Below are 20788 nucleotides of genomic sequence, written 5' to 3'. Positions count from 1 at the left end.
TACATTGAGGACGTTGAAGAAAATTGCGTGATGCTCACATGGATGTGAGCTTAGCTTTCGCGGTACAGGATGTACCATCGGAAGCGTTAGCATTTTCGAATAAGGCCGAAGAAGATTTCAAACGAAGTCAAAAGCTGGATCAATCCCCATGGCGACTTTTCGCTGTTTGAAAATGTTGCGGGGCGGCTGGGAGTTCCAAGAGGGAACAGCCGTTGGTTTCCTCTTGGTCTGGTGTGGGTGAAGCGCCACGACGTTAGTGGCCACAGGCCATAGCCAAAAAACCAAAAAACCAAAAAACCAAAAAACCAAAAAACCAAAAAACCAAAGAGCAGAGCTGGATTCCGGCTCAAAAACATTGCCGGAATGACAAAGTATTTAGCTCGTGCAGGGTGGAACCTTGCGATGTTAATTCAAACGAAGTTTGAACAAAAAAGCTGGATTCCGGCTCACAATCATTACCGGGATGACGGAATAAGAAATCGAATATACCGCCACGACGAAATAAGAAATCGAATATGCCGCCGCGACGGAATAAAGTCTTACTTTCTTACTTTATCCAACGCTCCGCAAACCGCATTAACGCCTTGAATTGCCCTTGGGGTTGCCCGATGCAGTAAATCGGCATCAAACTGATATATATGCTGGTTTTTTACCGCGGGTAGCTCAGGCCAGTCAGACCAATTAATACCTAAAATATTGCCTTCATCTTGGCTTTGTAAAATCACTTCAGCGCCGGTTAGTAACACATTTTCGATGCTAATTTGTGGGTACTCACTTGCTGCATCATAAAACACATTTTCACCATGACACACTTCAATAAGGTTTTGTATCCAACTGCCCTTAGCCACTGTCATCAGTGGTGTTGACCATAATTGATAGAACACTTTTACCGCAGGTTTCGTCTGGTTTTGCAACGTAATATCAGCCAACTGCTGACGATAGTCATCAGCCACTTGCTTGGCTTTAACCGAATGTCCGGTGAGTTTACCCAGCAGTTCAATATCCGTGGCAACATCAGCTAAGCTTTTAGGATCACTATTCACAACGGTAAAACCTAAATCACGTAACTGATTAATGTCTTCCATTTTATTACCGCTTTGCCACACCAGCACCAAATCGGGATTCAGTTCAATCACTCGCTCGATTTGAATACCGTAATAACCACCAATACTCGGAATATTCTTAGCTGCTGCAGGGAAATCGGCATAATCGGTGGTGGCTACAATTGAGTCGCCAGCACCAATAGCAAACAGCATTTCAACTCCATGAGGCGATAGAGCAATAATCCGTTTTGCTGGCGGCTTATCTTGTAAATCATCAGAAGCCGTCGGTTCAGCCGCGGGTAAAAAAAGTGATATAGACGAGAGCCATATCACTGTGATGAGCGTTAAAAATACACGTAGCAAAATACTGTCCTTAATCGAAATGTTTTTAATAATGGTTAGTAATAGTGGTGACTATTAGTGGTGACTATTAGTGGTGACTAATGGTGGTTGCTATTAGTGATTGCTAACACTCGTTATTTAATGATGGTGTTAACACAGATTATTGCACCAGTTTATCGGGCCAACCATGGTTATCAATGTAATTTACTAAGTTTTTCGGTCGATAATTACTGTCATTCAGCCAGCGCGTTTTAACCGACTGATGTAATAATATCGGTGCTTGCTCTGGATCTAGCTTGCGCATAAAACGTTTTTTAACCCGATAAAAGCTGCGATATGAATCTTGAATATCCGCCATAGGATTAGGCAATAAAGCATCGGCTAAATGTAACTCGACCGTTAAGTTAACTGCTCGCGCTTGGCTTATCATCCACTGCAACGCTATATCAGACAAGGTGCTACCGTCATCATTGGGGGCAACGCTACCACCAATATTACTGTGGGCGCCAATAAACCAAACCTGCTGTATGTCTATGCTGGTACGAGGTGCCCAAATGGTTGGTTCAAAATCGCTGCGATGCTCATCTAACGCGAGTGCATGGCGAGCCACTTTGACATTTCGGCCTAACTTGGCGTCATAAAACTCATCTTTATCTTCAAACATGCCTAAAAAAGACAGTGGGATCCCCATTGCCCCAACGGTGTCCCACACACCAACAAAGGCCACTTCACGTGAAGGATGCGAATGTTGCTGACGAAATGCCACCGAGCGTTCACCATCTGGTGCAAAAGGTTTAGTTTTCATTTTATAGTGGTCAAACGCTTGCTGAATAAGCTTTGCATCTGGTCGAGTGACAATGCCGCAATTATTAATAAGGCCACATAAACAGCGCACTGTGTATGCACCACGGCTAAAACCAAACAGGTATATCTCGTCGCCAGGAGAGTAGTTTTGCACTATGTAGCGGTAAGCATCCATAATGTTTTTATGTAAGCCTCGCCCAGTTGCCCCACCAATCATGGAGTCATAGTACGAACCAATTCCCCAATCGTAAAACACCTGTTGCGGTACACCATCATCAGCAATGGGTTTGATGGCTCTGGCGAGTTTAAGTACATTAGTGGCGTGATCTTTTTCAAGATCTTTTTCTGGCCGATTCCAGGTTCCGTCGGCACAAATGACAATACGTTTATTCATATCAATCCCTGACATTCTCTGAGTGAACATTCATAACAATTATCATAGCCATAATAGACTAAATGCTTATTTGCACCACGGTAAAAATAACCAATACTCGAAAGCTCACTTAATCATTCGAGTAACGGACCATGATAACAGCAGAACAAAGTGTATTAATGATTGTCGACGTGCAAGGCAAGCTAGCCCAAGTTATGCAGCAATCAGCTCAACTACACCAAAAGCTTGCAGTATTAATTCAAGGTGCACAACTATTTGATATTCCGATTATTTGGTTAGAACAATTACCCAACAAATTAGGCCATACCAGCGACGAACTCGCACAACTCTTATCGCAAACATCCAAACCCATCGCTAAAGAGCACTTTAGTGGCTGGCATTGTGAAGAAGCAAAACAACAACTTAAAGCATTAAACCGTAATAATATCATTCTTGCGGGTATCGAAACCCATGTTTGCGTTTACCAAACGTGCAAAGATTTACTGGCCAACGACTATCAAGTACATCTTGTTGCCGATGCCGTTGCATCACGAGGTACAGACAATAAAGTACTTGGGGTGCAAATGATGCTTAATGATGGTGCCAATCTCACCAATGTTGAATCACTACTGTTTGAGCTACAACATGTTGCCCAAGGTGATCGCTTTAAGGCTCTACTGAAATTGATAAAGTAGCCATATGATAACGGTGTGGGTATGATGTTAAAAAATATAACAAAAACATCATACCGCTATGCATCAATTTGATCGGCCCATTATTATTTTATCCGCGCCTCGTTCAGGCAGCACTTTGTTGTTCGAAGTTCTATCAAAAAGCCAGTCCATATGGACCATTGGCGGCGAAAGTCATGCGCTCATTGAAACCATACCCAAGCTGAATATCGCCTATCGTCAATTTAGTTCTAATGCGTTAACGGAACAAGATATTGATGACGAGCTACGCCAGCAATTGCTGCTACGTTTTAGCGATGCGCTACAAGATAATCATGGTAATAAACCCGATAGTACTGATACGACTAATATCCGCTTTTTAGAAAAAACCCCAAAAAACAGTTTGCGGGTCGACTTTTTTAATGCACTGTTTCCCGACGCTTTATTTATCTATTTAGTGAGGGAGCCTAAAGAAAACATCAGCAGTATTATGCAAGCGTGGCGGTCGAATAAGTTTGTCACTTACCCAAATCTACCGGGATGGGATAAACGTAATTGGTCGCTACTGCTACCAGAAAAATGGCAACAACTTAATCGCCAGCCGTTACAGTCTATTGCTGCATTTCAATGGCAAGCCGCTAATGAAGCGATTATGGATTCATTGCAAAAGATTGACAGTAATCGCTGGTGCATGGTGTCTTATGATCAATTAATTGCAGATCCTGCGAAAACCGTTAAGCAACTATGCCAATTTACTGATACGGATTTTGACCCTGCTTTAGCGCAATTATGCAGTAAGCCATTAGCGCATTCTCGCTACACCATCTCGACACCCAAACCCAATAAGTGGCTCGAAAATTACCATGACATCGCAAAAATTTGGCCGAGTGCCTCTTCAACACTGAACAAAATCAATCATCTTTTAGGCGAACGCGGTCATCCAATCTATGACACTCAATGGCAGCAACACGACATTGCTGAGCCTATAGCACTAACACCCGAACCAACTGAAAAACTGGCTACACCAAGCGAGCAAAATGTATCTCGTAACAGTCCCTGCCCTTGTGGATCAGGCAAGCGATTTAAACAATGCCATGGCCAGTTACGTTAACCGTTTGAGTTAGTCATTTGTAAATAGTCAGCAGAACGGGTAAAAATACCTTGTAAAGAAAATCATAACGTTAAGCGCCGTATTACAGAGAGCCCAATTATGAAGTTACCCCATGAGTTTTATCAGTTACCTTTTCGCTTTGATGTTGGTCAATTAGCCAAAGAGATCGAGCAATTTACCGAATCAGATTGGGTGACTCATCATGAAGGTTTTCAGGGTAATTCGGCTATTCCGTTAATCTCGGTCAATGGCGAGTTTAATAATGACTTTAAAGGGCCAATGTTGCCCACTGCGGCGTTAGCAAAAAGCCCTTACATCAAGCAAATACTCGCCTCATTTGGTGAGGTACTCAGCCGATCAAGATTAATGCGCTTAGCGCCAGGTGCACAAGTGCCACTGCATTCAGACATTAATTACCATTGGTATAAACGTGTTCGAGTGCATATTCCCATTACCACCACTGAGCAAGTGCAGTTTTTTTGTCATGACAAACAAGTGCATATGGGCGCAGGAGAATGTTGGATTTTCGACTCGTGGAAGCTTCACAAAGTGGAAAACAACAGCGACCAATACCGTGTTCATTTAGTCGTTGATTTAGCCGGTTCTAGTCAATTTTGGCGAACGGTATTTCAACACTCACGTTCAATCGCAGATGATCAATCAACAACATTAAACAGTCAATTCGTCGGTTTTAACCCAGACTCACCGGCAACATTAATCACAGAGCAATTTAATGCCCCGGTGATCATGCCTGTCGCTGAGGTTGAATACTTAACCAATGAGCTGTTAGCAGAGGTCAAACACAACCTCGAAAATCTAGTTGCAGATGTGAATGCATTTTCGTTATTAATAGCAGAGTTTGTGGCCGATTGGCGGATGTTATGGCTGCAATATGAGTGCACTAAAGTAGGTTGGCCGCATTATCATTCGCTACGTGAACAAACCATGATAAAAGCACTACAGTGCGCTAAATCACTGCAATTGACCCATTCTGGTTCGGCGGTAAAAGCGTTCGAACAATTGGTTATCGTGGCGTGTATGAATGTTGAACTTAGTGAGCAATTGGCAACACGCAAACAGGCTATGACTTTACCAAAAAGCTCACCAAAAAGTGCAAATTTAGCATCCGTAAAATCTGCATCAGCAACATCAATAATACCAAAAACAGCAGCTGAAAATAACGCTCGCACTATTGCTGCACCGCCATCTCGCAATAGTCCTTGCCCTTGCGGTAGTGGCGAGCGCTATAAAACATGTCACGGTAAAGTGAATTAGTGAGAAGAATACCTGCATAGGTTTATCTGAGAATATATACAAAAATGGCGCCATTAGGCGCCATTTCTATAAAGTCAGCCAAACTAGGTTGTTTTGGCTTATAATAAATTCTTATTCCAAGTTCTGCTTAACCAAAGAATTGCAGTGCTGCTTTTTTCGCTATGGCATCCAACTCGGCTATTTGCTCAGGTATAAAAGCTTGATACTTGTCTGCCTGACCAATTGCCTTAAGGTTCATAGGCTGCCTAACTTGGCTAGCGCTAGGCGTTAATACGGCTCGTTCAGACTCATAAAAGGTAAAACATTGCGCTTGAGTCGTTAACTCACAGTAATCTAATATGCGTTGAATTTGTGACTCTGGTTCACGCACTAATTGTTCAAAACAGACATGTAAAATCTCATTAGGGTACAACCTATCCCAATGTTGCATGATGTCTAAATAGTGTTGCCAATAACTTGAAATACCCGCAAACGAATACGAATAGTCATGGCCAAAACTGAAAAACTGCTTAAATACACTCAAGCCATTGTCGACGGTATTACGTACCACATTAATGATTTTTGCTTGAGGGAATAAGGTTTTAATTAAGCCAATGTGCAAAAAGTTATTTGGATTTTTATCGATTACATACGTTGGCGCATCGCTAAAGTAATGATTCACCTCGGCTAAATACCGTTGACGAAACTGATCGATATGACTGGCAGAAAGCTGACTTAGTCTTGCATTATAACCACCCGACATGTCCATTTGCAGCGCAAAACGTTCCATAAACGGTAATTCATCGGTCGCCCCAACATCTGTGTGGCACGCCAAAATTTGCTCCACCAATGTAGTACCAGAACGAGGCATCCCGACAATAAAAATAGGTGTTTGGCTCGCAGTCGGCAAGCTATCAATATGTGGCGATGGCGTATGCCCAAGCAGTGACAACACAATATTGGCAAACTGGGCTTGTTTAAACGGCCTGTGAAGCGTCATTATTTTATTGGCTAATAACATCGACTCAGACGCTTTATCAATTTGCTGTGTTTGCTCGTAAGCTTTACATAAAGCAAAATACACCAGTGCCTGATTTTGTTTGCTTAACGACTCATCAGTTGCAAAAACTTGCAATAAGGTTAAATCATCAGTGCTGAATCGGTACTGCTTTAAATCTGCCAAACTCCAATAGCCTACACCCACTTGCTTTGGGCTTAATTGATTATATTGATGATAAAAATTTGCCGCTTTTTCTGTGTCGCCTTTGGCCTTATAGATATGACCCAAATTAAGCTGCACTGCTGGCTCAGAAAAATCATTTGCCACACACCATTCAAAACATTGTTCAGCCAAAGCCATATCACCAACTTTAGTGGCGACTAATCCAAGTTTGTATTGATATGTTTCGACGTTACCTTGGGTATTAATTAATTGTAATAAATACGTTTTCGCCAAAAAAAAGTCTTGTTTTACTTCAGCAATAGCCAATAAACCGGTCAATACAGGCATTGCATTAGGGTCTACGGCAGCGGCTGTAGCAAAATAGTTTTCGGCCTCATTATATTGTTGTTGCTGTAAATGAATCTGACCTAATAAGCTCAATGCCCCAAGGTGTTTATCATCACGCTTAATCACTTTACGTGCGTACATTCTGGCCGATGAATAGTTTTTAGACTGAAACAACGCTTCAGCTTGACTTAAATATTGTTCAATAATACTCAAACTAGGGTCCTTATTATTGTTTTGCTCACCCAAAGAATGGCTTAAATGCCTCTAAAATCAGAGTAACATAGAAAATAGTAAATTTTGACCACGCGATTCGCTCATATTGAACGAAATAATCAACTTCAGCGTACAATTATTTATATTCGCTATGAGTTCATGCGACACAAGTGAGATCTGATGAAAAATAATGAAACTAAAGTGCCAACCAGTCGATTGTCCCGATTATCAAAAATGGGCGGACTCGCTTCTCGCCTAGCGGGTAACGTGCTACTAGAAGGGGCAAAACAGCTTAGCCAAGGTAAATCGCCATCAATGCAACAACTGATGATGACTCCTAAAAATATTGGTCATGTTGCAGATAAACTGTCGCAACTGCGCGGCGCGGCGATGAAAGTGGGCCAAATGTTGTCAATGGATGCCGGTGACTTAGTGCCTCCTGAATTGGCTGAAATATTGGCGAAGCTGCGTTCTGACGCTAAAGCCATGCCGCACAAACAATTAACTCAATTATTAGTTCAGCACTGGGGCCATGACTGGCTAGCCCCTTTTGCCCAATTTGAACTGCGCCCTTTTGCCGCAGCATCTATCGGCCAAGTACATTTAGCCTATTTGGATACTGGCGAAAAGCTGGCGATAAAAATTCAATATCCAGGGATCCGCGACAGCATCGACAGCGACATAGATAACGTTGCCAGCCTATTAAAAGTCTCGCGGTTAATCCCCGCTAACGTAAAACTCGATACCTTATTGGCCGAAGCTAAAGCGCAGTTGCATAACGAAGCAGACTATCACTTTGAAGCACAGCAAATCGCACTTTATCAGCAACAGTTAGGCGACAGTCCTCACTTCATTGTGCCTAAGGTGTATCCGAAATTGAGCAATAACAGTATTTTATGCATGCAATTTGTGGAAGGCGTCGCGATTGAATCCGTCGAACACTCCCCACAAGATGTGCGTGACAAGGTTGCAAGTGCCTTGATGGAACTGTGTTTTAAAGAGCTATTTTGTTTTCAACTGGTGCAAAGCGATCCTAATTTTGCCAACTTTCAGTATCAAGCAGACAGCCAGAAAATAGTGTTACTCGACTTTGGCGCCACTCGCACCATTAGCGACACATTATCGCAAGGTTATATGCAATTGATGCAAGGTGCGATTGCCGATGATAAACAACAAATGATACAAGCGGCACAACAAATCGGCTTTTTTCAAGACGCCATCGACCCACAACAAAAACAACTGATTATTGATATTTTTTACCAAGCTTGTGAGCCATTACGTACTCAAGGAACGTATGATTTTGGCGCAAGTAATTTGGCTAAAAGGATCACTCAGGCAGGTAAAGCCATGAGCACTCAACAAAATGAATGGCACACACCACCAACCGATGCTATTTTCATACATCGCAAGTTAGCAGGCATGTATTTATTAGCCGCTAAACTTAACGCCAATATTAATGTACACGCCCTGTTTAATCAGGTAGTTAATAGTAAAAACGAATAAGTTAACAAATAAGTAAAATAGATAAATAAAATTGGTATTTATTCACCCCCCACAAGGAGAGTCACAATGTTCAGCCACATCATGCTTGGTGCCAATGATATCGAAAAATCAAAAGCCTTTTACGACGCAACACTAGGCGAACTCGGCATTAAACCAGGGGTAATTGATCCTAAAGGTCGTTGTTTTTATATGACTAGTACTGGTATTTTTGCGTTATCAAAACCATTAAACGGTGAACCAGCTTGCAACGGTAATGGCAGCACCATAGGTTTTCATGCTGATAATGCAGAACAGGCTAACGCTTGGCATGCTGCTGGTGTAGCGAGTGGTGGCGAAGCTTGCGAAGATGCTCCTGGTGTTCGCGACAGCCCAAATGGTCCATTATATCTAGCTTATTTACGCGACCCTTCTGGTAACAAAGTCTGCGTATTACACAGACCAAAGGCATAATCGTCGTTATTGATAATATCTTCTGTCATCAATAATGATGTCCAAATATAGATGAGACCTGTACGGTTTCATCTATATTGATAGCTTAATAATTAATAGCTGAAGACTACTGCCCATCGATTCGTTCAATACTATCCGCTTAACCCAACCAATGTCATCGGGCATGACTTTGCCTATGTTATCCATTATCCACAAATTCAGTGATACACTTTAACGCTTATTCTGTTCGACTGAACTTTGACTGAACGTTAATTGAGTACCATTATGTTTTCACGAATATTGATATTACTAATTGGTTTTATTTGCTGTATGCCACTTGCGATAAGCGCTGAGTCATCAGGCCAACTGACTATCACACCGCTCAGTAGCAATGCTTTGGTTAAGGCGAATCAAGCTCAAGCGACACAAATCCAACTATTTGAATATCAGTCATATTTCAAAACTGACGATTTTGGTTTGGTCGATGCTAATGGCCTAGTGGTTGTTGAAGGTAAAGATGCGTATTTAATCGATACCCCATGGAGCGAGAAAGACACTATTGCGTTAGTCGAGTGGATAAAGCAGCAAAATTTTATACTCAAAGCCAGTATTTCAACCCATTCACATGCCGACCGCACGGCTGGAATAAGTTACCTAAACAGTATTGGTGTTAGCACTCACGTATCTGCAATGACTCAAAAAATATTGACCACACAACATAAAGCACTCGCAAGTCAGCCGTTTGATGGTGACTCGTTTACCCTAGCTAATGGTTTACTCGAGGCTCGCTATTTAGGCGCTGGCCATACAATTGATAACATTGTGGTGTGGCTCCCTAAAGCACAATTACTCTTTGGCGGCTGTTTGGTAAAAAGTGCTCATAGTAAGAGTATGGGCTATATTGCTGAGGCATCGTTAACCGATTGGCCAGTAACGATTAGCAAGGTTAAAGCGACATTTGTTGATGCTGAGGTTGTTGTGCCAGGGCATGGAGCCATTGGCAATGCGGGGCTTCTTAACCATACACAAGAGTTAGTTAACATTTATCTTTCCAAACATCAATTGGATTAACATTGCACGTTTCCACCCTGAACAGGCTAAAAGGGGATCTACAGCAATCCCCTCTTGGATTATCCCTATCGTTTCTGCAACGTTGTTTGGATTAACATCCTAAAAAATCCGAGCTCAATAAATAATGCATCTGCTAGTTTGAAAGGGTAAAATAGCTGTCCTTTGGTGTAATGAGTGTGTTTTTGATGTCTGTTAACGACCCGTGTTTTATTCCTTTTAGTGATGCGATGGCTTTCAATAACACGCTTGCCGAACAAGGGTTGCCTGAATCTTTTACCTTTCCGTTTTATTATCAACCTCATCCATTAACCATACTGGCAGCACAGCAGTTACAGCAGGTGTTACTTGAGGCTAATCCTTGGGAACATAATTTTGGCTTAGACAGCGAACGTGATCGTGGCATGGTGATTGGCAAGATGTTTGGTGTGTTGGTGGTTACAGACACGCTCGGGCAACTTGGCTTTTTAGCCGCATTTTCAGGTAAGTTAGCCGACCAAAATATCTTGCCACCGTTTGTGCCACCAGTGTTTGACATGCTGACCCATGACAGTTTTTTTAGTCATGAAAATAAACAGATTAACCAAATTAATCTGTCGATAAGCCAGCATGAAGCGAATCCGTTATTAGCAACATTAACCGCGACTTTAGCTGCGCAACAGCACCAGGCAGAAAATGAGCTTGAGCAGCAACGTAACGCAATAGTTGAAGGCCGCAAACAGCGTAAGCTGCAACGTGAGCAAGCAGATGATGCATTAGCACAAGCAAGCATTAACGACGATAGCCATAAAACACTGTCTATCGAGTTAAGCCGTCAAAGTGTGCAGCAAAAACATCAGCTAAACGCGTTAAAACAACAGTGGCAGACTCAAATTGAAGTCACTAAAGTGGCCTTAGATGCACTTGCGCAACAAATTAAAAAGTTAAAACAACAACGTAAACAACTTTCAAATGGATTACAAAAAAAGCTCTTCGCCCAATATCAGTTTTTAAATACCTTGGGTGAAGCGCGTGATTTAAACGATATTTTTAATGATGCACCGAATCATTTACCGCCTGCTGGTGCAGGTGAATGTGCTGCACCTAAGTTATTACAGTACGCATTTACTCATCAATTTACTCCAATTGCCATGGCAGAGTTTTGGTGGGGATCATCACCTAAATCTGAAATAAAACAGCACAAAAATTTCTATCCCGCTTGTCACGGAAAATGCCGACCTATTTTAACCCACATGCTAAAAGGCATGCTGGTTGATGACGATCCACTATTGATTAATCCGGGTAAAGATCAGCATATTGATATTATTTATCAAGATGATGCGATGGTGATTATTAATAAACCGGCGGAGTTATTATCGGTACCAGGAAAAAATATCACCGACTCGGTGTTTAGCCGTATGCAGCAACAATTCCCCAATGCAACGGGGCCGCTGATTGTTCATCGCCTAGACATGTCCACATCAGGGTTAATGGTGATAGCACTCACCAAAGAAGCCAACAAAGCCCTACAACAACAGTTTATTCAGCGTAGCGTCACTAAACGTTATATCGCGTTAATTGAAGGTGTGCCGAGCCAAGATGAGGGCGACATTAGTTTGCCATTACGGGTAGATTTGGACGACCGCCCTAAGCAGCTAGTGTGTTATGAACATGGCAAGCATGCCGAAACGCATTGGCAAGTGTATCAACGTCAAGGGCAACGTACTTTAGTATATTTGTACCCTAAAACGGGGCGAACCCATCAATTACGGATGCATTGCGCCCATCACGATGGCCTGCATATGCCAATTGTCGGTGATGATTTATACGGTGTCGCGACCAACAGATTGCATTTACACGCGCAGTATTTAAGCTTAAATCATCCGGTAAGCGGAAAAGAAATGGTATTTGAAATCAAAGCGGATTTTGAATAGAGCATTAGGACTCTGTAACAGATTCTGTGTAAGTACCTAATAATTTAGTTAAAACTGAACCCTAGAAACTATAAAACCGATATTGAATTAGCAATATCGGTTTGGGTTTGGTTTGGTTTTAGTTTTGGTTTCGTAACTTAACTAAAATAGCCCAAATTAGATGAACTCAAGCTAGATTAGCTCGGACTAATTAAATTCACTAGCTTGTTCTTCTAAATGCATTTGCTCAACTAAACCTTTACCAGTACGTTGTTGGTAGGTAGATTCCGCTTGTTGCATTCTACTACGGCCGCTAGTCACCATGTTTTGGCCTTGTTCAATTGAACTTTCACCTTTAGCAAGGTTGGTATTACCGTCTTCAATAAGTTCTTTACCATCAGCATACTTATCATCGGCATCTTCCCAGAGATCGGCTACATCATCCAATCTATCAACTAACACTACTGCACGGGCACCATTTTGAGCGCTGTTTAACGTGTTAGCCATCGATTGAAATAGTTGACGTTGTTGCTGCGCGGCTTGTTTGGCTTGTGCTATTAACGCTTCACCTTCACGGATTTGGTTTTTACCTTTTCCGATTAACTCACGCCCATCGATTAATAAACTGTTACCTTTCTTGAGGTCTTTTTGTCCTTGTTCCCACTGCTGAGATAAGTCTAAGTGTTGCTCACCTTCCGCTTTCACTTTTGACGCAAAATTATTCTGCGGTGCAGCGCATCCTGATAAGCTAATAACACTGACAACAAACAAACTACACAGTACTGATCTCATGTAAACATCTCTATATATGTGGTTGGGAAAGCGGCGCAATTAGATAGTTTAGTCAGTCAAATAGCAAGTACTGCGGCACATTAAATCGCGTTAATGAATTCCAGTGTTCTCAGGGGGGTAAAGCGCCGATTGATAAACTCAATAATAAAAAATTAACCGACTTTTTATCTGTTTTATTGATCGATTTGTTACACCGCTTCACCACTAACAATCAATATGCTTTAGTCACTGCTACTGAATGATAATCCTAGCCATGCCATATGCGATTGACGCTGATAATTTTATTTGACGAGTATTCGCCATTACAATAGCCCTCTCGAAGAGTAAGCTTATTTGATCAGCTTTATATAAGTTCATTGCTGAAAATGATATGCGAGTAAGTTTGATAAAAGCGTGTTTATATTGAGCAGAAAAAACATGGCTGATTGCGAATCATCTGCTTAATTCAGCGAGGATTAAGCAAGGAGAAAAAATACAACAACGGCTCAAACTGAGCGAACCTTGTGCTTTACCCCACTAAAAGTAGAACAACTCACAAACGGGCTGGCTTGTCGTCAAGCCAACCTGTTGTGAAAATAAAGGTTAAAAGATTGCCAGTGCTATAACTCAAACAACACATCGGTGCGGATAATGTATTTAACCCCAGAGAAAATCGGCTCAGAGCTGTGTATACAGTGCAGCGGGTGCATGCCATGAGGAAAACACAACACGCTTCCCGCAGGTGTTCGCACATCAACTTGGCGCATATTATCGCCGTGTTTTGCTGGTAAATTTGGCTTGTCGGCATTGACTAAAAAGCGTGTCGCACCGCCTTCAAAGTCTTCGGTCAGTAATATCAAAAATGTGAGTTGGCTGTATCGATCGCCAAAAGCATCACGCACAAGCTCGCCATCAATAACTTGGCTGCCCGGCCACGAACCATCTGAATGCGGCTTAAAATAATCACCTTCGTTATAGCGATAAAAACGGAAACGATTATTTAATCCCAGCGCGGCTTTACCTTCAAAAATGCCTAAATCGTCGGTCATTACCCCTGCAATACGATCCCAAATAAGCCGTTCGGTGGTGTTATCGACTACCCAGGTTAAGCTGTCGTTATGACGCACATTGCGCGGTAAAGACACCGCAGCGTCAGGTAAAAACCCCATAGTTTCGCTGACAGAAATGAGTCGCTGACATTCATCAGCGCTCAGTACATTTAATAATTGAAATGCCCCAGGTACATCCGTTAACGGCTTTTTACTCACGGTACTAGGAGCGGATAAGGCTAGCTCTGCACCATTGTCGTTACAGCTTGCCCATGTTGGTAACGCTGGATGCTCTGCTCCTGGCTCAAAAGCTGCGACAAAGTATTGGCCATTTTCTGTTGTATTATTCATTACATTCACCTTAACGACTGATCACACGTACTTGAGCAAATTGTCTATGCCCAGCAGCCGTGCCATGAAAACCAAAACCACTTTGCTTTGCACCAACCCAAGGGGCATTTCCGCCGCCCACTCCTTGGTTAACCCCTACCATGCCAGCGTCAAGCTGATCGGCAACGGCATTCGCACTAGGGCCACCAAATACCACTGCACCTAAACCATAATGACTGTTATTGGCACGGCTAATGGCTTCATCAATGTCACCAAAGCGACTAATGGCGACAACAGGCCCGAAGGTTTCTTCTGTTTCGAGTTGCATCTGTGGGGTGATGTTACTGACTACCGTGGGTTGAATAAACGGTAATGCATAATCATCGCTGCCCAATAAAAAGCTCGCTCCTTTGGCTTTGGCATCTTTTAACTGCTCAAGCACTTTTTGATGTTGGATTGGATTGACTATTGGACCAATATTCACATTTGCACCATCCCATGCACCAACACGATACCGACTGGCAAGCGCTACCACTTTTTGCTCAAACTCATCGGCAATACGCTCATCCACATAAACACGTTCAGTTGAGGTACACATTTGCCCTGCATTTTCAAACGAACTGGCTACAGCAAAGCGCACCGCGGCATCCATATTGGCACCCGCCATCACAATCATAGGATCGTTGCCGCCAAGCTCCATCACTAGGCGTTTTAAGCCAGACGCCGCATTGGCCATAATGTGTTTACCTGCGGCCATAGACCCAGTAAACGCCACCATGTTAATGTCTGCCGCCACTAATGCTTGACCAAGGGCTTTGCCACCTTGAACCACCTGCAGCACGTGTTGTGGTAACACCTGGTTAAGTGTATTAATAAATAACTCAGCTACCAGCGGGGTTTCTTCAGACGGCTTTAACACCACACTATTACCTGCAATTAACGCAGGCATTAATAAGTTATTGGCCATCGCAAGTGGATAATTCCATGGCGAAATCACGGCTACCACACCCAAAGGACGATATTGTAATTCAGTGCGATTCCCCACATCTTCGGTGGCTAATGCATCACCGATTTCACTGGCAAAATAGCCTGCATTTTGTAATGTACCGCCGACTTCATAAGTGGCCCGACGATAATCTTTACCCATTTCTTGGCCAATAAGTGTCGCCAGCTCATCTTGCACTGCGTGCAATTGTTGATACGCTTTTACCACATACTGCTGACGCTCTATTAAAGGCAAGCTTGCCCATGCCTTTTGAGCAACCTTCGCATTGTTTATTACGGTAGGTAATTGCTCAATAGCGGTTGTTTCGACACTACCGACCGCAGTGGCTTCAATGTGTTCACCAACATAGTGATAGCTCGCGGGATCGTAAGAGGTTAATACTGCCATGGAGAAACATTCCTTAATGGTACTAAAGTGACGCTAGTCTAATTACTGCCTATTTTGATACAATGGAATACAAAAGCAACCAGTATACTTTTAGTAACCTAGAATAATTTAAGTTAAATTTATGAAAACTAAAATTGAAACAATGACTAATGGTCAAAAAAAAGTTATCAACGCTTGTGCTGAACCCTGCTCGGTCGAGCGCGGTATGCGTGTATTAGGCGGTAAATGGAAAGCATCCATTTTATGGCACCTGCAAGATGGTCCAGTTCGATTTAATGATTTATCGCGCATGCTAGGCGGGGCAAGTAAAAAAATGGTCGACCAACGCCTTAAAGAATTAGAATCTCAAGGACTCGTGACTCGCCATGTGATTAGTGATCGACCTATTGCTGTGTCTTATAGCATTACCGAACTTGGTCGCACTGCATTGGATATTTTAGAACGCTTAAAAGACTGGGCTGATGAATACATTGTTTAGTAAAAACAACTATGGCCTGTAGTTCACCACAAAAATTAATTATCTGACAATAAAAAGCTTAATGATCACAATATTATTACAATATGTTAAACTTGCCCCAATTACGGATATGAAATGCATGGAAGCCTTAATTTAAGGTGTTGTTATTTATGTTGCGTTACTTATCTGTGGTGATTTTGGTCATTACATTTTTCAGTTCGCCGGTTTCAAATGCTAGACCCGCCGTCACTTTTTACACTGAAAGCTATCCTCCATTTCAGTCGCTAAATCCCCAAGGAGAGTTGGTTGGATTTTCGATTGATGTGTTACATGCTACCCAGCAATACCTCGATTTTGATATCAATATTCAAATCATGCCTTGGAATCGGGCATATAAAAATGCAGCAAAAAATCCTGATACCTTTATTTTTTCAATCGGTAAATCCGAAAAACGTTTACAGCAGTTTAAGTGGGTAATCGATTTTTATACGGTGCAAAATGCTATTTACAAAAAAGCTTCTCGATCTGACATCAATATTGATAGCAAAGAAGATATTAATCGTTACACGCTAGCATTGCCTAGAGGTGACATTTCACTCGACAGCCTAAATATTCAACATAAACACCCAAATGTATATTTAGTTTCAAATCAAACAAAAGCACTGAAAATGCTTTATTTTGAACGCGTGGATTTAATTAATAATAATAATATCGGTCTATCCGGTTCGGTAAAAGCACTTGGGCTTAAACAGTCTGATTTCACAGTGGCGTATGTTTATAATAATGTCGAACTAGGTCTAGCAACCCATAAAGAGACTCGGATTGAGTTACTGGAAATGATGCAACATGCATTTGATACAATTAAACAAAATGGTCAGTTCGAGCTTCTGGTAAAAAAATGGTTTCCTGAGCCCGTATCGCAACAAACAGCAACTCAGGAAGTGAGCCCAATAACAACTAAGCCTGATAAATCATCGTAAAACCACGATGGAACCACTGTCTATTTAACTGGCTCTTGTTGCTGAAACCAATGTATGGTTTCAGCAACATCAATTGTTAATAATCAAACCCTAACTGCGCTTTAATACCTTCGTTAAACGCATGTTTAATCGGTTGTACTTCGCTGACCGTATCGGCTAATTCAATGATGTCACGATGACAAGCACGGCCTGTAATAATTACGTGTTGCATTGGTGGGCGATTTCTTAATGCCGTTAATACTCGCTCAAGTTCGATATAGTGGTAACTGACCATGTAAGTCAGCTCATCAAGCAGCACCATATTAATCGATTCGTCTTTAAGCAACTTTTCTGCTTCAAGCCAGGCTTCCATTGCGGCTTGGGTATCTTTTTCTTTATCTTGAGTTTCCCAGGTAAAGCCGGTGCCCATTACATGAAACGGCACTCCAGCACCTTCGAGTAAATTACGCTCACCACAAGCCCAAGTGCCTTTAATAAATTGCACCACTGCCGCTTTATGGCCATGGCCTACAGCGCGGGTAATTGAACCAAAACCTGAAGTAGATTTGCCTTTACCGTTACCAGTTAATACTAACAAAATACCTTTTTCATCTTGAGCGGCGGCAATTTTAGCATCTACGCCCACTTTGACTTTCTGCTGACGAGCTTTATGACGTTCAGCTTTGCTTGCATCAATAGCACTAGTTTGTTGGTTATCAGTTGTCATGAGATTATTCCTTTCAATGTATTCATGTCCAAATGCGCTTCTAATACGTCTGCAAGACGATTTAGTTGCTGCTCGCGGATTTGGTTAATATCGATAGCATGGCGACTGTCTAAGCCAGCCCATTGCAAAATAAGTTGGCATGCAGCGGGATGATCAAATAATCCATGCACATAGGTCGCTAAAATTTGTTGGTCATTACTCACCATGCCATCAAGCTTGGTGATAGCCATTGGCTGCTGGGCATAGTGTTCAATCGACAGCGGCTGGATAACGTCGCTTTGAGTGAGTGAAGACTCACCACAATGGATCTCGTAACCACTAAACTCTGCCTGCTGGTCTTGTAAGCGTAAGTGACCCCTTACTTGAGTTAAGGTTTTGCTGGCAGTTAATACGGTCGTAATCGGTAATAAGCCCAATCCGTCACTGCAACCGGCACTGTCTTCAATGCCTAAAGGATCATCAATTAATTCACCGAGCATTTGGTAACCGCCGCAAATGCCGACGACTTTGCCGCCATAACGTAAATGTTTTTTTAAGGCAATATCCCAACCTTGCTCGCGCACAAAAGCTAAATCTGCACGGACATTTTTACTGCCAGGCAATATGACTAAATCTGCTGCGGGCCAATGGGATGATTGAGCCATGGTCTGCATACTCACATAATGAAAATCAATATGCGGGTGTAAACGCAGTGGGTCAAAGTCGGTATGATTACTGATCCTTGGGTACACTAACACCAATACAGACAAACGCTGGCTGGCAGATAATGCTGTTGATAATGAGTTTTTAGGGGTATCAATTAACGCATCTTCCGCGTCTAGATGTAGGTCGTGCAAATAAGGTAATACGCCTAATACGGGTTTATTGGTATAGGCTTCAAGCCAATCAATACCTGGCTGCAACAAGCTGATGTCGCCGCGAAAACGATTTATCACAAAGCCTCTTACTCGCGCTTGCTCAGACGGGCTTAATAACGCCAACGTACCAACTAAATGGGCAAACACGCCGCCTTTATCAATATCGGCAATAATGATCACCGGGCAATCGGCCACTTCGGCAAAGCCCATATTGGCAATATCGCCTTCACGTAAATTGATTTCTGCCGGACTACCCGCCCCTTCAATCACCACTAACGAATATTGTTGCTGTAAACGCCTGTAAGATTGCATCACTGCCGCTAACGCTAAGGTTTTATAACCATGACTCTCGGGTCCGAAAAAGGCCTTGGCTTCTAATGTTGTCAGCGCCTTACCGTGAATAATCACCTGGGCACCGGTATCAGAACTTGGCTTTAACAACACCGGATTAAAATCTGTATGGGGCGCTAAACCACAAGCAATAGCTTGCAATGCTTGGGCTCGGCCAATTTCACCATCATCGACAGTTACAGCACTGTTTAGCGCCATATTTTGTGGTTTAAAAGGCGCGACATTAATGTTTTGACGGGAAAATAAACGACATAAACCTGCTACAAGCGTGCTTTTACCTGCATCAGAGGTGGTGCCTTGCACCATTAATGCGCCACGAAATGTTGGGGCTTTTGGAGATTGATCGTCAACCAATGACATTATGCTTTTAAAGCCAACGGCAGGCCTGCAACCACTAGAGTGACTTGGTCAGAAATTGCGGCTATTTCTTGGTTGAGCCAGCCCGCTTCATCAACAAAACGACGATTTAACTCACCCATGGGAACTATGCCCGAGCCCACTTCATTACTGACTAACACCACATCGCTTTGCAAAGCAGACAAACTATCGATGAGTAATGACTTTTGCGTGGCCCACGAGGCGCCGTCATTTAACAATAAATGATTGGTTAATAATAACGTCAGGCAGTCGAGCAATATGACTTGTTGTGGTTTATCTATCGCCAACAATGTTTGGCCAACGTCATAAGCTTGCTCGTGCAATGTCCAGCTATGGGCGCTGGACATACGGTCTTGTTGGTGTTGATTAATGCGCGCAGACATTTCATGGTCTAATGCTGTTGCTGTGGCTAAGTAAACACAGGAATAACCAATAGCAGCGTATTCCGCTACACATTGCTCTGCATATCGACTTTTACCACTACGAGCACCGCCCAACACCAAATGAATCATTAGCTTAATCCAACCGCTAAAATAACTAAGTAACAACACACTTCGCTGATTTGCTGCGCAGCCCCTAGTGTGTCACCGGTGTAGCCACCAATTTGTTTACGGAAAAAGCCGCCTAACAAAATGCGAACTAGCCACAAGGTAATAAACAGCACAAATGCCGCGACACCATTAAGCCATAACAACACAAAAATACCGCTGGCGATTAAAATAAATAAATCATTTAATTGCTGATCTTGGGCAATCGGCTTTGACTTGCTGGTGTCGTCATCACGGACGTATTGCTCACTAAAAATCAAGCTTGATGCCACAACACGGCTAAGTGTATGGCCTGCTACAAGCGCACTTACCGCCGCCATGGGGCTATATAAAGCCAGTTCGACTAGCAATTGCCATTTTAGCAATAACACTAATCCCAGCGACAAGGCACCATAACTGCCCAAACGCGAATCTTTCATGATGCGCAGCTTGTCTTCTACCGTCCAACCACCACCAAAACCATCTGCGGTATCGGCTAAGCCGTCTTCATGGAAGGCGCCGGTCACTAATACACCCGCCACCATGGCTAATAAAATGGCAATGCTTGCTGGTAAAATCAGCTGTGCGAGCCAAAATACCAACGCACAAATTAAGCCAATGAGTAAACCCACTAAACCAAAATAACGGCTAGCTTTGTTGAGCTTATCGCTATCAATCACCACCCACGATGGAACGGGGATCCGAGTAAAAAAACTCATCGCCACAAAAAATAAATTTAACTGCCGCAACCATTTTATCTCGCCAGACATGTTGTT

At 42.6% G+C, this 20788-nt stretch carries 19 protein-coding genes; 9 read left to right on the top strand and 10 right to left on the bottom strand.

Annotated features, from left to right (window positions below):
* Nucleotides 1-539: 539 nt before the first annotated feature.
* Both SFRI_RS04600 and SFRI_RS04595 read right to left on the bottom strand, forming a co-directional pair.
* Nucleotides 540-1358, bottom strand: coding sequence for a cobalamin-binding protein (locus SFRI_RS04600; RefSeq protein ID WP_049763570.1), 819 nt, complete (start codon nucleotides 1356-1358; stop codon nucleotides 540-542).
* Nucleotides 1359-1545: 187 nt separating this feature from the next.
* Nucleotides 1546-2583, bottom strand: a complete 1038-nt coding sequence (locus SFRI_RS04595; RefSeq protein WP_011636368.1) for a DUF2235 domain-containing protein — start codon at nucleotides 2581-2583, stop codon at nucleotides 1546-1548.
* Nucleotides 2584-2714: 131 nt separating this feature from the next.
* Between SFRI_RS04595 and SFRI_RS04590 the strand changes: the two genes are divergently transcribed.
* The 3 genes from SFRI_RS04590 (at nucleotide 2715) to SFRI_RS04580 (ending at nucleotide 5619) form a co-directional block, all read left to right on the top strand.
* Nucleotides 2715-3257 carry a hydrolase gene (locus tag SFRI_RS04590; protein ID WP_011636367.1) on the top strand — a complete coding sequence of 181 codons (543 nt, stop codon included), beginning with the start codon at nucleotides 2715-2717 and terminating at the stop codon, nucleotides 3255-3257.
* A 58-nt stretch (nucleotides 3258-3315) separates the two neighbouring features.
* Nucleotides 3316-4344, top strand: a complete 1029-nt coding sequence (locus SFRI_RS04585; protein WP_011636366.1) for a sulfotransferase family protein — start codon at nucleotides 3316-3318, stop codon at nucleotides 4342-4344.
* A gap of 99 nt (nucleotides 4345-4443) precedes the next feature.
* Nucleotides 4444-5619: an aspartyl/asparaginyl beta-hydroxylase domain-containing protein gene (locus SFRI_RS04580; RefSeq protein WP_011636365.1), complete on the top strand. Its 1176-nt coding sequence runs from the start codon at nucleotides 4444-4446 to the stop codon at nucleotides 5617-5619.
* Nucleotides 5620-5746: 127 nt separating this feature from the next.
* Here SFRI_RS04580 and SFRI_RS04575 read toward each other — a convergent pair whose 3' ends face one another.
* The gene (locus SFRI_RS04575; RefSeq protein WP_011636364.1) at nucleotides 5747-7321 is read right to left on the bottom strand and encodes a tetratricopeptide repeat-containing sulfotransferase family protein; all 1575 of its coding nucleotides are present in this window, start codon (nucleotides 7319-7321) and stop codon (nucleotides 5747-5749) included.
* A 180-nt stretch (nucleotides 7322-7501) separates the two neighbouring features.
* Between SFRI_RS04575 and SFRI_RS04570 the strand changes: the two genes are divergently transcribed.
* From SFRI_RS04570 to SFRI_RS04555, 4 genes are all read left to right on the top strand, one after another.
* Complete coding sequence (locus tag SFRI_RS04570; RefSeq protein ID WP_011636363.1) at nucleotides 7502-8824, top strand: ABC1 kinase family protein; 1323 nt, start codon at nucleotides 7502-7504, stop codon at nucleotides 8822-8824.
* A gap of 66 nt (nucleotides 8825-8890) precedes the next feature.
* Complete coding sequence (locus tag SFRI_RS04565; RefSeq protein WP_011636362.1) at nucleotides 8891-9274, top strand: VOC family protein; 384 nt, start codon at nucleotides 8891-8893, stop codon at nucleotides 9272-9274.
* Nucleotides 9275-9538: 264 nt separating this feature from the next.
* Nucleotides 9539-10324: a subclass B1 metallo-beta-lactamase gene (gene bla, locus SFRI_RS04560; RefSeq protein ID WP_011636361.1), complete on the top strand. Its 786-nt coding sequence runs from the start codon at nucleotides 9539-9541 to the stop codon at nucleotides 10322-10324.
* Between the two features lie 185 nt (nucleotides 10325-10509).
* Entirely contained in the window at nucleotides 10510-12234 is a 1725-nt protein-coding gene (locus tag SFRI_RS04555; protein ID WP_041412802.1) for an RluA family pseudouridine synthase, read from the top strand.
* A gap of 186 nt (nucleotides 12235-12420) precedes the next feature.
* On the opposite strand, the gene SFRI_RS04550 is transcribed toward SFRI_RS04555, so the two are convergent.
* The 3 genes from SFRI_RS04550 to SFRI_RS04540 all read right to left on the bottom strand — a co-directional run bounded on the left by SFRI_RS04550 (nucleotide 12421) and on the right by SFRI_RS04540 (nucleotide 15756).
* Entirely contained in the window at nucleotides 12421-13005 is a 585-nt protein-coding gene (locus tag SFRI_RS04550; protein ID WP_011636359.1) for a hypothetical protein, read from the bottom strand.
* Nucleotides 13006-13604: 599 nt separating this feature from the next.
* On the bottom strand, nucleotides 13605-14384 hold the full coding sequence (locus tag SFRI_RS04545; RefSeq protein WP_011636358.1) for a 2OG-Fe(II) oxygenase family protein: 780 nt from the start codon (nucleotides 14382-14384) through the stop codon (nucleotides 13605-13607).
* 10 nt (nucleotides 14385-14394) lie between these two features.
* A complete protein-coding gene (locus SFRI_RS04540; RefSeq protein WP_011636357.1) occupies nucleotides 14395-15756 on the bottom strand; it encodes an aldehyde dehydrogenase family protein in 1362 nt (453 codons plus the stop codon).
* Nucleotides 15757-15877: 121 nt separating this feature from the next.
* Between SFRI_RS04540 and SFRI_RS04535 the strand changes: the two genes are divergently transcribed.
* Both SFRI_RS04535 and SFRI_RS04530 read left to right on the top strand, forming a co-directional pair.
* Nucleotides 15878-16234, top strand: coding sequence for a winged helix-turn-helix transcriptional regulator (locus SFRI_RS04535; protein ID WP_011636356.1), 357 nt, complete (start codon nucleotides 15878-15880; stop codon nucleotides 16232-16234).
* A gap of 149 nt (nucleotides 16235-16383) precedes the next feature.
* On the top strand, nucleotides 16384-17193 hold the full coding sequence (locus tag SFRI_RS04530; RefSeq protein WP_011636355.1) for a substrate-binding periplasmic protein: 810 nt from the start codon (nucleotides 16384-16386) through the stop codon (nucleotides 17191-17193).
* Nucleotides 17194-17269: 76 nt separating this feature from the next.
* On the opposite strand, the gene cobO is transcribed toward SFRI_RS04530, so the two are convergent.
* From cobO to SFRI_RS04510, 4 genes are read right to left on the bottom strand one after another with little or no spacing between them, the layout of a single operon-like run.
* Entirely contained in the window at nucleotides 17270-17899 is a 630-nt protein-coding gene (gene cobO, locus SFRI_RS04525) for a cob(I)yrinic acid a,c-diamide adenosyltransferase (RefSeq protein ID WP_011636354.1), read from the bottom strand.
* The gene (locus SFRI_RS04520) at nucleotides 17896-19467 is read right to left on the bottom strand and encodes a cobyric acid synthase (protein WP_011636353.1); all 1572 of its coding nucleotides are present in this window, start codon (nucleotides 19465-19467) and stop codon (nucleotides 17896-17898) included. Before SFRI_RS04520 ends, cobO begins: the two co-directional genes overlap by 4 nt.
* Complete coding sequence (gene cobU / locus SFRI_RS04515) at nucleotides 19467-19997, bottom strand: bifunctional adenosylcobinamide kinase/adenosylcobinamide-phosphate guanylyltransferase (RefSeq protein ID WP_011636352.1); 531 nt, start codon at nucleotides 19995-19997, stop codon at nucleotides 19467-19469. The genes SFRI_RS04520 and cobU overlap by 1 nt, the downstream gene beginning before the upstream one ends.
* A complete protein-coding gene (locus SFRI_RS04510; protein ID WP_011636351.1) occupies nucleotides 19997-20782 on the bottom strand; it encodes an adenosylcobinamide-GDP ribazoletransferase in 786 nt (261 codons plus the stop codon). The genes cobU and SFRI_RS04510 overlap by 1 nt, the downstream gene beginning before the upstream one ends.
* Between the last annotated feature and the right edge of the window lie 6 nt (nucleotides 20783-20788).

Origin of the sequence: Shewanella frigidimarina NCIMB 400, from assembly GCF_000014705.1 — a bacterium.
Classification (GTDB): domain Bacteria; phylum Pseudomonadota; class Gammaproteobacteria; order Enterobacterales; family Shewanellaceae; genus Shewanella; species Shewanella frigidimarina.
The sequence above is the reverse complement of the archived record's forward strand: the minus strand, read 5'-3'. Positions and strand labels throughout refer to the sequence as shown.

What these genes read in the sequence shown, in the direction of transcription:
- SFRI_RS04520 (WP_011636353.1), bottom strand. Translation starts at nt 19,467, where the DNA reads ATGTCATTGGTTGACGATCAATCTCCAAAAGCCCCAACATTTCGTGGC.
- SFRI_RS04545 (WP_011636358.1), bottom strand. Translation starts at nt 14,384, where the DNA reads ATGAATAATACAACAGAAAATGGCCAATACTTTGTCGCAGCTTTTGAG.
- bla (WP_011636361.1), top strand. Translation starts at nt 9,539, where the DNA reads ATGTTTTCACGAATATTGATATTACTAATTGGTTTTATTTGCTGTATG.
- SFRI_RS04580 (WP_011636365.1), top strand. Translation starts at nt 4,444, where the DNA reads ATGAAGTTACCCCATGAGTTTTATCAGTTACCTTTTCGCTTTGATGTT.
- cobO (WP_011636354.1), bottom strand. Translation starts at nt 17,899, where the DNA reads ATGACAACTGATAACCAACAAACTAGTGCTATTGATGCAAGCAAAGCT.
- SFRI_RS04555 (WP_041412802.1), top strand. Translation starts at nt 10,510, where the DNA reads ATGTCTGTTAACGACCCGTGTTTTATTCCTTTTAGTGATGCGATGGCT.
- SFRI_RS04590 (WP_011636367.1), top strand. Translation starts at nt 2,715, where the DNA reads ATGATAACAGCAGAACAAAGTGTATTAATGATTGTCGACGTGCAAGGC.
- SFRI_RS04565 (WP_011636362.1), top strand. Translation starts at nt 8,891, where the DNA reads ATGTTCAGCCACATCATGCTTGGTGCCAATGATATCGAAAAATCAAAA.
- SFRI_RS04585 (WP_011636366.1), top strand. Translation starts at nt 3,316, where the DNA reads ATGCATCAATTTGATCGGCCCATTATTATTTTATCCGCGCCTCGTTCA.
- SFRI_RS04550 (WP_011636359.1), bottom strand. Translation starts at nt 13,005, where the DNA reads ATGAGATCAGTACTGTGTAGTTTGTTTGTTGTCAGTGTTATTAGCTTA.
- SFRI_RS04530 (WP_011636355.1), top strand. Translation starts at nt 16,384, where the DNA reads ATGTTGCGTTACTTATCTGTGGTGATTTTGGTCATTACATTTTTCAGT.
- SFRI_RS04570 (WP_011636363.1), top strand. Translation starts at nt 7,502, where the DNA reads ATGAAAAATAATGAAACTAAAGTGCCAACCAGTCGATTGTCCCGATTA.
- SFRI_RS04535 (WP_011636356.1), top strand. Translation starts at nt 15,878, where the DNA reads ATGAAAACTAAAATTGAAACAATGACTAATGGTCAAAAAAAAGTTATC.
- SFRI_RS04540 (WP_011636357.1), bottom strand. Translation starts at nt 15,756, where the DNA reads ATGGCAGTATTAACCTCTTACGATCCCGCGAGCTATCACTATGTTGGT.
- SFRI_RS04595 (WP_011636368.1), bottom strand. Translation starts at nt 2,583, where the DNA reads ATGAATAAACGTATTGTCATTTGTGCCGACGGAACCTGGAATCGGCCA.
- SFRI_RS04510 (WP_011636351.1), bottom strand. Translation starts at nt 20,782, where the DNA reads ATGTCTGGCGAGATAAAATGGTTGCGGCAGTTAAATTTATTTTTTGTG.
- cobU (WP_011636352.1), bottom strand. Translation starts at nt 19,997, where the DNA reads ATGATTCATTTGGTGTTGGGCGGTGCTCGTAGTGGTAAAAGTCGATAT.